The sequence below is a fragment of the Telluria sp. BA11 genome (genome assembly GCF_056680305.1).
The window spans coordinates 29,856-44,357 of the sequence record NZ_JBWXQA010000002.1 but is presented as its reverse complement, the minus strand read 5'-3'; the positions used below and the strand labels follow the sequence as shown (position 1 = coordinate 44,357).

At 60.8% G+C, this 14,502-nt stretch carries 16 protein-coding genes and 2 pseudogenes; 13 read left to right on the top strand and 5 right to left on the bottom strand.

Annotated elements, in window-relative coordinates; genetic code table 11:
- Positions 1 to 103 precede the first annotated feature (103 nt).
- The 4 genes and pseudogenes from AC1MGT_RS23350 to AC1MGT_RS23335 all read left to right on the top strand — a co-directional run bounded on the left by AC1MGT_RS23350 (position 104) and on the right by AC1MGT_RS23335 (position 1,240).
- Positions 104 to 796, top strand: coding sequence for an IS6 family transposase (locus AC1MGT_RS23350; RefSeq protein ID WP_499504410.1), 693 nt, complete (start codon positions 104 to 106; stop codon positions 794 to 796).
- Between the two features lie 26 nt (positions 797 to 822).
- Positions 823 to 984: pseudogene (locus AC1MGT_RS23345) on the top strand (helix-turn-helix domain-containing protein); the annotation flags it as partial.
- 1 nt (position 985) lies between these two features.
- Positions 986 to 1,039 (top strand): annotated as a pseudogene (locus AC1MGT_RS23340) (hypothetical protein); the annotation flags it as partial.
- A 33-nt stretch (positions 1,040 to 1,072) separates the two neighbouring features.
- Positions 1,073 to 1,240 carry a hypothetical protein gene (locus tag AC1MGT_RS23335; protein WP_499504503.1) on the top strand — a complete coding sequence of 56 codons (168 nt, stop codon included), beginning with the start codon at positions 1,073 to 1,075 and terminating at the stop codon, positions 1,238 to 1,240.
- A 186-nt stretch (positions 1,241 to 1,426) separates the two neighbouring features.
- Here the strand turns inward: AC1MGT_RS23335 and AC1MGT_RS23330 are convergent, their stop codons facing one another.
- Both AC1MGT_RS23330 and AC1MGT_RS23325 read right to left on the bottom strand, forming a co-directional pair.
- Positions 1,427 to 1,978, bottom strand: a complete 552-nt coding sequence (locus AC1MGT_RS23330; protein WP_499504409.1) for an isochorismatase family protein — start codon at positions 1,976 to 1,978, stop codon at positions 1,427 to 1,429.
- A 2-nt stretch (positions 1,979 to 1,980) separates the two neighbouring features.
- A complete protein-coding gene (locus AC1MGT_RS23325; protein ID WP_499504408.1) occupies positions 1,981 to 2,664 on the bottom strand; it encodes a TetR/AcrR family transcriptional regulator in 684 nt (227 codons plus the stop codon).
- Between the two features lie 74 nt (positions 2,665 to 2,738).
- Between AC1MGT_RS23325 and AC1MGT_RS23320 the strand changes: the two genes are divergently transcribed.
- Together AC1MGT_RS23320 and AC1MGT_RS23315 are read left to right on the top strand one after the other, a co-directional pair.
- Positions 2,739 to 4,352: a 4-hydroxyphenylacetate 3-hydroxylase family protein gene (locus tag AC1MGT_RS23320; RefSeq protein WP_499504407.1), complete on the top strand. Its 1,614-nt coding sequence runs from the start codon at positions 2,739 to 2,741 to the stop codon at positions 4,350 to 4,352.
- A 5-nt stretch (positions 4,353 to 4,357) separates the two neighbouring features.
- Entirely contained in the window at positions 4,358 to 6,304 is a 1,947-nt protein-coding gene (locus tag AC1MGT_RS23315) for a propionate--CoA ligase (RefSeq protein WP_499504501.1), read from the top strand.
- Between the two features lie 138 nt (positions 6,305 to 6,442).
- On the opposite strand, the gene AC1MGT_RS23310 is transcribed toward AC1MGT_RS23315, so the two are convergent.
- Together AC1MGT_RS23310 and AC1MGT_RS23305 are read right to left on the bottom strand one after the other, a co-directional pair.
- A complete protein-coding gene (locus AC1MGT_RS23310) occupies positions 6,443 to 6,748 on the bottom strand; it encodes a putative quinol monooxygenase (protein ID WP_499504406.1) in 306 nt (101 codons plus the stop codon).
- Positions 6,749 to 6,909: 161 nt separating this feature from the next.
- Positions 6,910 to 7,617 (bottom strand): IS6 family transposase, encoded by a 708-nt coding sequence (locus tag AC1MGT_RS23305; RefSeq protein ID WP_044663628.1) that lies wholly within the window; start codon positions 7,615 to 7,617, stop codon positions 6,910 to 6,912.
- A 43-nt stretch (positions 7,618 to 7,660) separates the two neighbouring features.
- Here AC1MGT_RS23305 and AC1MGT_RS23300 point away from each other — a divergent pair, with 43 nt between their 5' ends.
- Positions 7,661 to 8,632: a hypothetical protein gene (locus AC1MGT_RS23300; protein ID WP_499504405.1), complete on the top strand. Its 972-nt coding sequence runs from the start codon at positions 7,661 to 7,663 to the stop codon at positions 8,630 to 8,632.
- A gap of 431 nt (positions 8,633 to 9,063) precedes the next feature.
- Here AC1MGT_RS23300 and AC1MGT_RS23295 read toward each other — a convergent pair whose 3' ends face one another.
- A complete protein-coding gene (locus AC1MGT_RS23295) occupies positions 9,064 to 10,986 on the bottom strand; it encodes a hypothetical protein (protein WP_499504404.1) in 1,923 nt (640 codons plus the stop codon).
- Positions 10,987 to 11,309: 323 nt separating this feature from the next.
- On the opposite strand from AC1MGT_RS23295, the gene AC1MGT_RS23290 reads away from it, so the two are divergent.
- The 6 genes from AC1MGT_RS23290 to AC1MGT_RS23265 all read left to right on the top strand — a co-directional run bounded on the left by AC1MGT_RS23290 (position 11,310) and on the right by AC1MGT_RS23265 (position 14,351).
- Positions 11,310 to 11,873, top strand: a complete 564-nt coding sequence (locus AC1MGT_RS23290) for a hypothetical protein (RefSeq protein WP_499504403.1) — start codon at positions 11,310 to 11,312, stop codon at positions 11,871 to 11,873.
- 136 nt (positions 11,874 to 12,009) lie between these two features.
- A complete protein-coding gene (locus AC1MGT_RS23285) occupies positions 12,010 to 12,168 on the top strand; it encodes a hypothetical protein (protein ID WP_499504402.1) in 159 nt (52 codons plus the stop codon).
- A gap of 497 nt (positions 12,169 to 12,665) precedes the next feature.
- Positions 12,666 to 13,052, top strand: coding sequence for a hypothetical protein (locus AC1MGT_RS23280; protein WP_499504401.1), 387 nt, complete (start codon positions 12,666 to 12,668; stop codon positions 13,050 to 13,052).
- A 132-nt stretch (positions 13,053 to 13,184) separates the two neighbouring features.
- Positions 13,185 to 13,475: a hypothetical protein gene (locus AC1MGT_RS23275; protein WP_499504400.1), complete on the top strand. Its 291-nt coding sequence runs from the start codon at positions 13,185 to 13,187 to the stop codon at positions 13,473 to 13,475.
- Positions 13,476 to 13,529: 54 nt separating this feature from the next.
- The gene (locus tag AC1MGT_RS23270; RefSeq protein ID WP_499504399.1) at positions 13,530 to 13,877 is read left to right on the top strand and encodes a hypothetical protein; all 348 of its coding nucleotides are present in this window, start codon (positions 13,530 to 13,532) and stop codon (positions 13,875 to 13,877) included.
- A 9-nt stretch (positions 13,878 to 13,886) separates the two neighbouring features.
- Positions 13,887 to 14,351: a hypothetical protein gene (locus AC1MGT_RS23265; protein WP_499504398.1), complete on the top strand. Its 465-nt coding sequence runs from the start codon at positions 13,887 to 13,889 to the stop codon at positions 14,349 to 14,351.
- Positions 14,352 to 14,502 lie beyond the last annotated feature (151 nt).

Here is a 14,502-nt window from a genome sequence, read left to right as displayed (position 1 = left end):
GTCTGCCTCAGGCGTATGCACGACCTTGATTAGGTTTTGTCGCGTTAGCCGAGCGGTAGCCCCGATCGGGTTAGACTGCAACGCCGCACATTGCCGATCCGACATGCTCAGCTTCAAAGGAATACGTTTCCCGATTGACGTCGTCTTGGTCTGCATCCGATGGTACGTGGCGTACCCGCTCAGCTACCGGCACATCGAAGAGCTCATGGAAGAGCGGGGCGTGTCGGTGGACCATTCGACGATCAACCGTTGGGCGATTCGCTTCCTGCCGTTGATTGAAACACAGTCACGAAAGCATAAGCGTCAGGTCGGCGCTAGCTGGCGGATGGACGAGACGTACATCAAGGTCAAGGGCGTCTGGAAGTATCTCTACCGTGCTGTCGACAAGGAAGGAAAGACCGTCGATTTTCTGCTGACGGCACATCGCGACATGGCCGCCGCCAAACGTTTCTTCGACAAAGCCATGCGTGAGAACGGTGCTCTGGAGAAGATCGCGATGGACAAGAGCGGAGCCAACAAGGCCGCGATCGACGAAATTAACGGCGCGATGGCTGTCCCGGTCACCGTACGGCAGGTCAAATACCTCAACAACATAGTCGAGCAGGACCATCGCGCGATCAAGCGCTTGACCAAGCCGATGCTGGGCTTTAAGTCCTTTCGCGCGGCCGCCAACGTGCTCGCCGGCATCGAGCTCATGCACATGATCCGCAAGAACCAGTTCAGGACTGAAGGCGTTGCTCGCACATCGTTCGCCGACCAATTTTATGCGTTGGCAAGACAAATCCGTCCAGTTTGAAAGCAGCCCACTCCTCGCCAGCAAATCTGAGCGTCAAATCGCTAACGCGACACAACCTCGTCGAGGCGGGCAGCTTCACCAGTGCGGCGAACGTGCTCGACATGTCGAAGGCCGCGGTCTCGCGCTACGTGGCGGACCTCGAAGAGCGCCTCGGCGTGCGCCTGTTGCACCGGACCAGTCTTCGGTTACCTGGTTCTGGTTGGCGAAGTCCTCGCGCCTGCCCTCGTACTGCTGGGCGTATGGGCACGCGCCGGCGCACTGGTCATCGCGATCAACATGCTGGTAGCGCTCCTGCTTGTCCATACCGGTGATTTTTTCAGGCTGAACGACACGGGTGGTTGGGCGATTGAACTGCAAATCATGTACCTGGCTTCCGCCGTGGCAGTCGCACTGTTCGGCGCCGGTCGCTACAGCGTCCAGGGTACTGGCAATCGCTGGAACTGAGCACCGCGCCAGGACCGATTCGCCGATGTAGTGCGAAATATGCCAACGCAAATCATGCGCCGCGCGCCAGCCTGCACATCGGCGAATTCCAGGGCAATGCACTCGGCAGGCGATTCCAGCCGATCCGGCATTCGCACGGCAGTGGTGCAAGGACTGCACGCCTGCACGCTGGAACAGGCTGGCGACTCAGGCAGTAGCCTTGATGAGTTCCAGCACTTCACGAAAGCGTGCATGCCTGCAGTCGCCCAGCCACTCGAACAGGACCATCTCGTGGGTCACGATCGCCGCGCCTGCCTGGGCCAGCCGGCTCATCGCAGCGGCGTGGTCGCTGGCGCGACGCGAACCGCTTGCATTGGCGACGACCCAGACGCACTTGCCGCTATCGAGCAACCCCAACGCCGTCTGCAGCATGCAGACGTGGGCTTCGCAACCGGCGATGACGATCTGGTCGCACCCGGGACGGGCCTCTTCAAGCGCGTCCGGCAGCCCATCCTTGCATGCGTCGAAGTGGGACTTGGCGAGGGTGCGGTCACAGCCGGCCTTGACCTGTTCCACGTTCGGTCCGAGCTTGTCCGGATTCTGTTCGGTCCCTAGTACTGGAATGCCGAGCAGGCGCGCTACCTGGCCGAGCAGCTGTGCAATGTCCGCAGCGTGGCGTCCTTCGTGAATCGCCGGCATCAGCCTCGCCTGGTAATCCACCAGGACCAGTACGCTTTTTTCAGCACTCATCATCAACATCGTCAACTCCGCGGATGCGCTTGCGCCCTGGCGACCAGTTGCGCCAGATAGGTGTCGAACAGGTCCTGCGATGCCTGCCTGAACATGCGAATACGCCCGGTGTGGCTGAGCACCAGCAACCCGACGGTATGCGCGAACAGCGCGGTGACTTCTTCCAGCGCCTTCGCCGCCGTCAGGCCAAGCTGTTGCAAGGCATCCTGCGGGGGCTGCAGCGCATCGCGCAGGCGCGCATTGAGCGCCTCGTTCAATTCCGGCGTCAGGCCGCGCGGCTTCATGCCCTGGAACAGGTAGAAACCGAGGTCGAGGTCGCGCGGATTCTCGCGATAGAAATCGAAGAAGGCCCGCGCCGTCGCGCGCAGGCAGTCCGCTCCCGGACCGCAGTTGTTTCGGGCGTGCTCGACCAGCGCATTGAGCCTGTCGAGCGATTCGCCGAGCAGGGCGCCGTACAAGGCTTCCTTGCTGGCGAAATAGCTGTAGATCGCACCTGGCGTGTAGCCGGCCCGGTGCGCGATCGCGCGGATGCTCGTCTTTTCCATTCCCAGTTCGAGGAAGGCCGAGCGCGCGGCATCCAGGATCAGTTCGCGCCTGACGTCGGCCAATGCCTGGTGCCGCGCCTGGCGCGCGACGTCCGTCACGGTTTCCTTCTTGCCGGTGGTGCGGTGGGTAGCGGTCGATGGCGTGTTCATGGTGCCAGTATAGGCGTTGACAACTGCATTGAACAGCGTTTAATCTGAATGCTCACTGTTCAATGGAGACCGTGATGAACACCCCCCACGAAGTTGCGCCCGCCACCAGCGTCGACCTGATGTCCGGCGACCAGTACCGCGAATCCCTGCGCGCGTACCGACCGAAGGTCTACGTCGACGGACGCGAAGTCGACAGCGTTGTCGACGAGCCGGCCTTGCGGCCCGGTGTCAATGCCCTGGCCTTCACCTACGACTACGCGCTGCGCCCGGAACTGCAGCCGATCGCGCTGGCCACGCAGACGCGGCGCAACCGCGTGGTCAGCAGGATGCTCCACGTGAACGAGTCTGCCGGCGACCTGTTGAACAAGCTCGAGGCGGTGCGCGTGCTGTGCCAGGAAACCGGGTGCGCGCAGCGCTATCTGGCCCACGACGCCCTGAACGGCATTGCGCAGGCGGTGGCCCGGATCGACGACGCCAAAGGCTCGACCGAGCACCGCGCCTGTTTCGATGCCTACCTGGCACACGTTCAGGACAAGGATTTGTCGATCGGCGTGGCAATGACGGACGCGAAGGGCGACCGCAGCAGGAAGCCGCACCAGCAGGCCAATCCGGATACCTACGTCCACGTCGTCGAGCGCAACGGAAAAGGTATCGTCATCAGCGGTACCAAGGCCATCGTGACGGGCGCGCCCTACATGCACGAGTTCCTGGTCATGCCGAGCCGGAACATGGGACGCGAGGACGAAGACTTTGCCGTATGTTGTGCGGTGCGCGTGGACGAACCCGGCATCACGATCATCTCCCGGCCGGCAGGCAGGCCCGGCGAAAAGCTCGAGCACGGCGACGCGCTGTTCTCGCGCAAATATGGACAGGCCACTGCCGTGGTCATCTTCGAGCGTGTCTTCGTGCCCTGGGAACGCGTGTTCTACGCCGGCGACTGGGAACACAGCCAGGTGCTGACCTACAGCTACGCGACCCACCACCGCCACAGCTGTATCGCCGCGCGCGCGGGGTTCGGCGACTTGCTCATCGGCGCCGGCGCACTGATGTGCGAAGCCAACGGCCTCGATCCGGGAGCCAAGAGCAACCTGCGCGATCCGATGGTGGAGCTGATCACCATTACCGAGGGCTTCTATGCCTGCGGTGTCGCGGCAAGCGTGTATGCCACCCGGGACAAATACAGCGGGTCATTCATGCCCGACCCCGTGTTCAGCAACATCGGCAAGTTGCTGCTGGCGACCAAGATCTACGACATGCACCGGATTGCGCACGAGGTCTCCGGCGGCCTGATCGTCGCGCTGCCGGGACCGGACGAAGACCATAACCCGGCCACCGCCGCCAGGCTCTCCGAGGTGCTGCAGGCCAGCCCGGACATCCCCTACGACAAGCGGATCGAGACGGCACGCTTCATCGAGGACCTGACGGCATCCTACCAGGGCGGCTGGTACTCGGTGATCAGCCTGCACGGTGGCGGGTCGCCGGCCGCGATGAAGCAGGAAATCTGGCGCAACTATCCGGTCGGGAGCAAGGTCGAGCTGGTGGAGCGCCTGCTCGAGCGTGGTATCCTGCACGACGAAAGTCGCTCGATCACCAGGAATCTCCAGCCTGGCCGCTGCTGCGATACCGGCTGCTCCAAACCGGGGCAGCCGGTGATGGTGGCGCTCCCTGCGAGCACCCGAGCGCAGTGATGCCGATGCCGCCGGCTGCCGCAGGCGGTCCGGCCCTGATCAATCACTTACTCCTGGAGCACGCATTGGACTACCCGGTCTTTTACCAAGAGTCGATCGAATCGCCGGAGACTTTCTGGGCGCGCGAGGCACAGGCGATCGACTGGCATCGCCCCTTTGACGCCGTCCTCTCCGCCGCACGTCCGGAATTTGCCAAGTGGTTCGCTGGCGGCAAGCTGAACCTTTGCCATAATGCGGTCGACCGGCATCTCGTGGACCGTGCCGACCAGCCCGCCCTGGTCTGGCATTCGACCGAAGTCAACCAGGAACGCATCTACACCTATGCCGACCTGCACGCGGAAGTGCAGGCCATGGCGGCCGTGTTTGCCGCGCATGGTGTCGTCGAGGGCGACCGTGTGCTGATCTACATGCCGATGATTCCGGAGGCGGCGTTTGCCATGCTCGCGTGCGTACGGCTGGGAGCCATCCACTCCGTCGTGTTCGGTGGCTTCGCCAGTGCAAGCCTGGCCACCCGCATCGAAGATTCGGCCCCCAAGCTCATCGTGTCTGCCGACGCGGGTTCGCGCGACGGCAAGGTCATCGCCTACAAGCCCTTGCTCGACCAGGCCATCGAGGCCTCGGCCTACAAGCCGCAGCATGTACTGATCGTGGACCGCGGACTGAGCGCGCCAGCCTGGGTCGAAGGGCGGGACGTCGACTATGCCGGCGCACGGGGCAGGGTGTGCGGGAGCGCGTACTTGCCATGCGTATGGGTCGATGCATCTCATCCCTCCTACATCCTGTACACCAGCGGGACGACGGGTAAGCCGAAAGGGGTACAAAGGGATACCGGTGGCTATGCGGTCGCGCTTTCCTCCAGCATGAAGCACATCTTCGTGGGCGCGCCGGGCGGAGCGTTTTTCGCGACCAGCGACATCGGGTGGGTCGTCGGGCACAGCTATATCGTCTATGGCCCCTTGATTGCCGGGATGACGACCCTGATGTACGAGGGCCTGCCGACACGCCCGGGCCCGGATATCTGGTGGTCGCTGGTCAAGCGCTTCCGGGTGCGGGCGATGTTCAGTTCCCCGACGGCCATTCGCGTGCTCAAGAAAGAAGGGCAGGACGCGGCGCGCAAGCATGACCTGGGCTCGCTGCGGGCCCTGTTCCTCGCCGGCGAACCGCTCGACGAAGCGACGTCCGGCTGGGTGCACGATACCTTGAAGGTGCCGATCGTCGACAACTACTGGCAGACGGAAACAGGATGGCCGATCCTGGGATCGGCCATCGGCTTCGACCGCTGCGCGCCAAAGGCGGGCAGTGCCGGATTGGCGATGTTCGGTTACGACGTCAAGCTGATCGACGAGCTGACCGGAGAAGAAATCACCGGCGCCAAGCGCAAGGGCGTGCTCGCGATTGCGGCGCCGCTACCGCCTGGATGCATGCAGACCGTGTGGGGCGACGACGACAGGTACGTCGACACCTACTGGCGCAGCATTCCCGGGAAAGCCGTCTATAGCACCTTCGACTGGGGAGTGCGCGACGAGGATGGCTATTTCTTCATCCTGGGACGGACGGACGATGTCATCAACGTCGCGGGCCATCGCATCGGCACGCGCGAACTGGAGGCATGCATTGCGGCCCACCCGGCGATCGCGGAGGTCGCGGTGGTCGGCGTGGCGGATTCGCTGAAGGGACAGGTGCCGCTGGTGTTCGCGGCCATCAAGCAGGGCAGCGCGTGCCTGAAAGCCGATCTGAAACAGCTCGTTGTCACCGAGCTGGGAGCGGTGGCGCGGCCATCCGATATCCATTTCGTCTCCGCGCTTCCGAAGACCAGGTCGGGGAAGCTGCTGCGCAGGGCACTGCAGGCGCTGGCCGAAGGGCGCGACCCGGGCGATTTGAGTACCTTGGAAAATCCAGCCGCCATGGTGGAAGTCGCCGAGTCCTTGCAAAAGGAAGCAGTCGATCCTTAGCACCTGGTCCGGTAGGGGATGAGTCGCTTTCCCACCGTCGCCCCGGCCTGGTTGCGGCCTTTGCCGGAAGTCGGAGGCCCCAGTGGGGGGGCGACGTGCACACGGTAACTGAACGGCATTTCCCGTGGCACCCGGACTTTACTCGTGCTCTGCAACTGCAACAGGCTCGAGGACGGCAACCGTCGGTGCTGCCGCCAGCCAGTCGCCGGCCTGTTCCTGGAACCGGAGAAAATGGGCGCTCTCACGGTGCGCTTCCAGTGCAGCTTCGTCCGCGTAAGCCTCGACCATGAGGAAGGTGGCGGGTCGTGTGCTGTCGCGGTACAGGTCGTAGCGCAGGACGCCCGGTTCCAGTCTGGTTTGGGTGAGCAGCGCGCGTAGCGCCGTCTCGGCGTCGGCTTCCCTTTCGGGGCTGGCCTCCAGGGTGGCGATGACTTCAAGGGGCATGTCGGTTCCTTTCTATTTGACAGTTGAACGGTGGGATAAGCCTGCGGGCGGCTCAGATCCTGATCACCACTTTGCCTGGCATTGTCAAGTTGCTGAGCCGACGAGACGAGTTTCGGAATCCGGAGCGAAATGGCCGCGGCTCGGATAACAAATGTCCCAGGTTATGCGTTCTTCGCTACATCGGTGACCTCATTCCAGAGAGAAAACGCTTGAGTACGCACGTGCCGGTACTGCTGCGCCGACAGGCGGTTGCGCTGGCATCGGAAGACGTTGTTGATCGGCCCATGCGCGGATAGAAAACGCTGCGCGTGCCTCGGTGACTTGTAGCGGCGCATCTGCCGTTCTCGCTGGCGCGTCGGTTGGTGCGATAGCTCGGCCCGGTTGTTCAAACCCTTGTGCTGGCGATGCTCTACGCCCGGCATGATCTGAGCCTTAGCGGCCGCATAACTCTTGAGCTTGTCAGTAATCAGAACCCGCGGCACGTAGCGCAAGCCCTTGAGAAGCTTGCGAAAGAACCGCTTGGCCGCCTGCCGGTCACGCCTGCTCTGCACGAGGACATCCAGGACATGGCCGTCCTGGTCAACTGCACGCCAGAGGTAATGATGTTTTCCCTTGATCGTCAGCACGACCTCGTCGAGGTGCCATTTGTCGCCCCGTCGTGGCTGACGTCGGCGCAGCTCAGCAGCGTATTGCTGGCCGAACCGCAGAGTCCATTGGCGAATCGTCTCGTAAGTCACGACGATACCCCGGCTTGCCATCAATTCCTCGATGTCGCGAAAGCTCAGCGAGAACCGGAAGTAGAGCCACACCACATGGCTGATGATCTCCCGAGGGTAGCGGAAACCGCGGTAAAGTTGAGAACCTGTCATCTCATCATTTTATCGAGGCGCGGCCGGCTGTGGCAACTTGACAATGCCGATCCGCCCGATGCGCGATCGGCCCCGCTTCAAGAACACGAGCTGGTACCCGACGCAGATGATCGAAGCAGCCGATGTCGCCGGCCTATGCATTTTCCTCGAGGCGCTGGGCGTGACCATCGATCCACAGCCCATGGTTGACGCCCTGTACGACCAGGTTGCGGGCAAGGAACGACTTACGCTTGCAGAGGGAGAGATCTACTGCTACAGCGCGCTAAGGAACAAGCAACGATTGACGCTGCAAAGTGTAGAGCCGGTCGAGTCTGCACCAATCCAGAAGGACTGGCGTGGAGCGGCCGGCCACCGCTACAAGATCTTGGTGCGCGGTGGTCAGGTGACCTCACTAACGGTTGAGGGTCCGCGCTGGCGCCGACCACGCCACGTGGAAATGCAATGCGCTGTGTGCGGTACCCACTACACCAAAGGCGACCCGGAGTCGGCATTGAACCATCGGCGCAGCCATGCCCAGGCGTTGCGCCTACTGAAGCCACACCCGTCGAAATTGATGCGCGAACGCACGGCACGCGGCCCCCGCGGCGAACGGGTCGACCTCGATGCGCCGCTCTGGATGCATCACGAGATGGAGAAACGGGCGCTACGTTTCAAACGGGATTTTGGATACGACTTCCCCCAGTGGCCAAGCGTCAGCACGCGGGCCGGGCTCAACCCAAACTTCGTCGGCTACCTGTTGGCCGATGCGGACGGAGCGATCGACGGTGCCTGCGCCTTCTATTGCGATGAAGGCTCCTGGCGTTTGGACTGGGCTTGGGTACGGCCGGACCGGCGCCGGCATGGGCTGCTGGCCGCGCGCTGGCCACACTTTTTAGCCGAGTTCGGTGACTTCTGGATAGAGCATCCCATATCGCACGCCATGCAGGGCTTCCTTGCCCTACATGCGTCCCAGGAGCAGCTTGAGCACATCCGCGAGCGCTACCATAACGGATCCCCGATCAATAACGCGGAATAGCGATCAATGGGACCCGTCCGCAGGCCGATCGCGCTGTGCTGTCCGGACGTCGATTAGTCAGGCCATACGCACTAGCGAAAGTGCTAGTAATTTACGAATTGTCGATCTGCTTCTGTAGCCGCTGTGCTGGACAGTGTGGCTGCCGGGCATGCAGACCGTCTAGGTCGGCCTAGCAGGCAAGCCCGTGCTGTTTAAACACTGAGAGCACCCAATCGTACAGTGAAGTAAATGTGGTAGCTCATAAAGTGCTCGGGAGAATTGGGCATGTGTCCCAAATTTACTGTCTACTATCCGCGGAGTTTCAAATTTACTTCGATTTAATAATCACATTTACTTCGCCGAACGCAGTGGAGCACTCCGAAGGGCTGGTTGTTGTCCTGTCGAAATCCAGCTTTCTGTTGACCTGCGGCGAACCGGCGTCTGCTGCTGCGCTACATCCGTGCGGGAAACGACACTGGCTTCCAGTAAAACAGGTTTTTTTCTGTTTTCGGCAGCTCCGCCCCGGCTAGGTGCCATTCGCTCGCCGAGCTGGCGAGGAATGGCAGGCGCATGCTCCGGGCAAGCTCGATGCTAGCGAAGCCGCTATTGACGCGTTCGGCGGCCGCGAAGTTGGAATAACAAGGACGCGATTCGAACGGGGGCTTTTGGCCATCAAAGCGTTGGTCTCCCCCTGGCTCACATCGCCTGAGGCGGCCAAGGATGTGAGCGATACCTTCAACTATGGCGCTTGCCTGCTGATGTATGCGGCCCTCATTCAGACCGAGGCGTTCACCGAGCTGGACCTGTATAAGGCGTTCAAGCCCTAGGTGGCTGATCAGGATGGTGGCACCCGTGCCTATAAAGCCCCCGTGCGCCAATTCGTCGACACGGCGCCCCACCAGCCGGTCTTCGCAGTCGCGCAGCAGGAACTGGGGTGTGGCCGCGTACATGCGGCTCTCCAGCCTTGGCGGCGCTGTCTGCGTGATTCGGTCGCCATGGTCCCGCCCAAATTCCCTACCACTGCCCTCGGCCAGCAGCGACGGGAAATAGGTACGCATCGCGCGCTGACACAAAGGCTGAAGCCCCGAAAAGAATGTGGTGGCGTTGTCTCGGGAAATTCCCTCAATCGCTTCCGCCCAGCCTTCATGTGCGTCTTCTACGCGCCGTACAGACTCGAAGCCGAAGCGCGCGACGTGCACGCTCCGGATATAGCTGTAGCCCACCGTAAGAGCACACGCTCGCAGGTGTTCGCTGGAAGCGGGTAGCCGTTTTTTTGCGCGCGATGCCGACAGCCGATCCAGGTAGCCTTCCTCGCTGAGCACGTAGCGCGCGTCCTTATCTAGACGTTCCAGGTTGCTCGGCCAGGCCTGCGCTACGAGGCCAAGCGCCCTGTTGAGTCCCTGCTCGGCCAAGTCCTGCTCCCCTGCGTAACTGATCACCCAAAGTGCCAGCGTCAGCTGCTCGTCGGTTTGACCTAGTGCGGCCAGCAGCTGCGGGGCCATGTCTACGACGTCCTCCTCGGGAGAGGGTATGGCCACCGGCTGCTCGAACATATGGGCACGCGGGAGATTGTGCCAGGGTGCCGCATGTAGTACGCGCCGTGCCCGTAGGAAGCCGAGCTGGTATCGCGCGTAGAGCGGGTCGGCGCCGAGCGCGGCGTTGAGCAATTTGTTGGCCCGCTCGAAGTCGCCCGCTGCCAAGGTCAGGTATGCGATCTGGTCGAACAGGACGGTCGGCACCCAGTTGTATTTCTCGGGCTCGGAGGGCTTTGCCGCATGCAGGTAGGCCCCCACGTCACGCTGTGCACTGGCAAGTTCGTTGCGATCGGCATGCCGTGTCAGGCGCACATTCAACCGGATGAGCTCTTGAGTCATGTGCTTGTCGGCGGGCCGTTCAGAGCGGTAGAAGAGCTCTCGCAATTCGGCATTATGCTGGGCCATCGTTTGCAAGCGTGGGGCAGTATAGACATGGAAATGGATTCGGTCCCCGATATCGCCCAGGCCCAACTCCTGGATCAATTCGTCCCTCTTGGCGTCGAATTTTCTCGTATTTTCGATTTCAGCGGTCGTGGCCACGATGAACGTGAACGCTCGCCCCTCACCAATCGTCTTGCGCGCGAAGGTGTCGAGCGCGCGCCGGAAATCCCGTGAAAAATGAGACCAATCGAGCGACTGCATCGCCTTGCACTGGATGACCACCCGGGCCGGCGCGTCGCCCTTGGTCGTGGTCAGGCGTATGTCGATGCCGTCTTGGCCGAAATTATTCGCCCCGTAGAAATTCGCGTCCGGGGCGTCAAAGTAGCGCTCGAAAAGTATTAGGCAGAGGTGTTCAAATTCGCGCCAGTCAAGGCGATCCAACTCAGTAAGAAGTGACATAGACGGCTGCGGTCGACAGAAAAAAGCTATTGTAGCGTCCGAACGACAGGCACCTCTCGATCAGTTGTTAACTCGACAATATATCTTCTAATGTCGAGTTAGACTACGACGGCCCCATGTATTGCCTAGCTACAAGAAAGATGCGATACTTCGTCGTCGCCATGCGGCATTTTTGTTCCCAAAGCCAAAGACTCGGCTCGTGCATACGGCGCGTCTTCACCAGCATATCCAAACTTCTATCTACTCGTTCGAGCGCCTGCTTAAACGAGTCGCCTACCGACTCTCCGCCTTATATCGTCGATTTTCGACATCAAGGAGAATCTATGCATACCATCCACGAAGCCGTGATCGAATCGGCTCAGCAACCTGCCCAGGCTGCTCCACAATCCTCGGCACTTGTCGAGCATTCCAACGGCGAACTTAGCCTAGTCGAGACGCTGGGCATTCAGTACGCCAAATCTTTCCCATTCGCGCCAGATGCTCGGGTCGCTGGGTATCTGACCAAAGCAGATATCGGCCCGACCAGCTACGGTTTTCTGCATGGCGCCGATCTTCCGACGGGTGAAAACTTCGTTACCTTCGAAGCCATCGGCGTAGACGCACGCGGGGGCTATGACATCGTGCGTTCCGCAGCCGGCGTCGGTTATGTCATCGTGACTTATGCCTTGCATGCACGTGAGCGCGGCCTGGGTCTTTTGAGGGACCACATCGGGGCCAATCCTGACCACTACGCAGCCCGTTCGCTCATCTTGGGCAATCCGTGGCCACATACGCAAGAGATGATCAACCAGCTCGAGGCAGGCTGGAGGCGTCGCCTGGCGCCGCTGCAGGCCCGCCAACGTCTCGACACCTTTCACCGGGCGCTTGCCGTAGTAAAGACTGTTTAAAGCAATCCTACATTGACTAGTTTTCTAGTCAGCTCCCTCCCCTGCTTTGCCGGTTCACCGAACACCGAGTTCTGTGAGCCCATGTCGCTCTCTCCTTTTATCACGCCGAATTCGGCATTTACTGGAAAGAGACATCATGAAACGACACACCTCCGCAACGCTGAAAGCCTTCTGGCTCGGCATGATTGAGTTCCGCAGCGACATCACTAGCAACTGCGCAGGCCAAGAAGAAGCGTATGACTGGGGCCGAGAGATCGCGCACCGCCTGACGATACGCCGCTTCGACCCGGCCTGATGGCTACCCATAAATCGTGCTTGGGCAGCACCGCCTGGCGCTTGAAGGAGCCCGACGCACCGGGCTTAGTAGCCTTGGTGTACAACGCCGGGAGCATGAAGATCGCAGATAGCCCAGAGACGGATCGGCTGACCTTCGTACTATTCGAAGACAGTTTCAATGATCCGGTCGGCGCTATCGAAATTGTTGGCAGGGCGGGACTAAATTCTTGGTATCAGACCCATGTCGGATATGTCCCTGATCACGAACCTGACGGGCCTGTCCCTATCATGCAGCTCATCTAAAAATGTTGCCGCGCACCTGCTGCTGCGGTATTTCGAAGAAGGGCTTCTGCCAGATGATAAATAAACCCGCAAAGTAACTTGAGCTATCAGGGTGGCCACTACCGTGGCCGCCCCGATGCGCCCTCTTCCGTACGGTTGATGACAGCACCCATGTCATGAGCCCTCCAAGGCACCCCTTTTATAGCGCCGTATGACGGCAATGAAAGGACATGTATGAACACAGAAACCTGCCCATCGAACGATGTGGGCAACGCCAAAGATTCTCCTCTTCCAACAACCGTGGCGCCGTCGATCTTTGACGCATTGCACGCCGTAGCGCACGCTATGGAATACCGCATCAACCTGACTGACCACCGCGGTCGCCGGTTCCTCGATGACTTCTATATCGATAATGCACCGGCAGTTGGCCGCTGTGGAGTCTGGGGGTTTTCGGCAAGTGGAGCATCCCAGCTCGTAGCTTGGCCATGCGGTGCTAAAGGACGTGGCCGGAAGAATGCGCAATGGGTAGCTGACCAGCTCAATGAAGCTGCTGCAGCTTGGTGCGTGCGATACGGTCCCCTACCGAAATCCAAACCAAAAGCAAAGAAGAAACGCAAATAAGAAGCGCAGCACCGGATTCATCTCGGTGTTGCGAACTACCCTTCCCTACCGGTTCACGACATCACAGATGTCGCAAGCCCTCCCCGGCCGCCCCTTTTACAACGCCGATTTCGGCAATGACTGGAGCGCACAATGAACGCAACTTCAACCCAAATTCAATCCGACGCCGCGCAGCAGCATGACACTGCACTTGAGATGGCGGCAGCTGAAACCTGCAGTCGCTCGCCGAATACAGACCGCCTCGATACTAGCTTGTTGGCGGCGAAGCTGTACGCAAAGCGCGGCGCCGATGCATCCTGCCTGCCGCAAACAATCTTCCGTACCCCGGATACAGCCGGATGGTGGCACACCCATTGCCACGCGCGAGTGCTGGAGAAAGCGGAAGTCTTCGCGACGATCCTGCCATCTCGCTACTTCCAATAAACCCTTCAATTCGGGATCGGCTCGATCCCGGTCCCACCATTCAGGAGAAGCACCATGCAAAACACACCGACGGTCGAAAACGCGCCGGGTTCGGATACGCCACTTTTTGCTCGCGAATTCCCTGGCTTTGAACTCGACTTCAAGCTGCCCGAAGGGTTCGAGGACACGTCTTGGCACAACAACGAAACGCCCTCCTTTGACAAGGTTCAGCCGGACGGGACGATCCTGAAGTTGTGGGCGGATTATGCCGACCGCAGTAGGTCGACTCTGCCAGAGGACGAACCGTACTTCCGTTTCTCGCTCGCGCGTTACAGCACGGACCAAGATTGGCTTGGCCAACTCGCGTTCGCCAGCACGCCTCAAGAGGCGCTGGAAATGGTCGCGATGTACGACGGCGTCTAGGAGGCCACGATGAGCCACGGTTTCACTGCAATTCGCGCGGATCATGTGGGCGGCCACGTCGCCATGGCGGTGGTGCCCTACTTCCCGCAGTGGACGATCCCGCTCCACGCACGCAAGCGGCTCCAGCCCTGGGCCTGCATCTTCCACACAGCCGATAGTGGCCCGAGCGAGTTCATTGCGTTCGGAGGTCAAGCCGGCATGATCGACGCCGTGTACGCCCTTCTGGGGCCTCTGCTGCTCAAGATGCACGGCGGTCTCTTTGAGACGCTGGCTGAGCGCGTGGAATTCGACCTTGACAACACTCCGCTGCATAGCGAACGGCTGGTGCTGGTGGCCGACAAGCTCGAGGCCTTCGTCGCTTCGCCATCCTTCACGGTAGACTGCTACTTGGTCGGTGCTGATCCTAACAAAGCGCGGCTCCATTTGGAGACCATGCGAGCATCCATCAAGAACCATCGAAGCCTAGTGCTCTAACGGTATAAATCACAACTCGCGTCCGGCCTCAAAGGCTGGACGCCCTCCCCTTGCTCTCCCACCCGGGACAGCATAACGGTTTCCCTCAACCTGACGAGGCAAGCCCGTACGGCCATCCATTTATCCCGCCGGCTCCCGGCATTAACTTGGA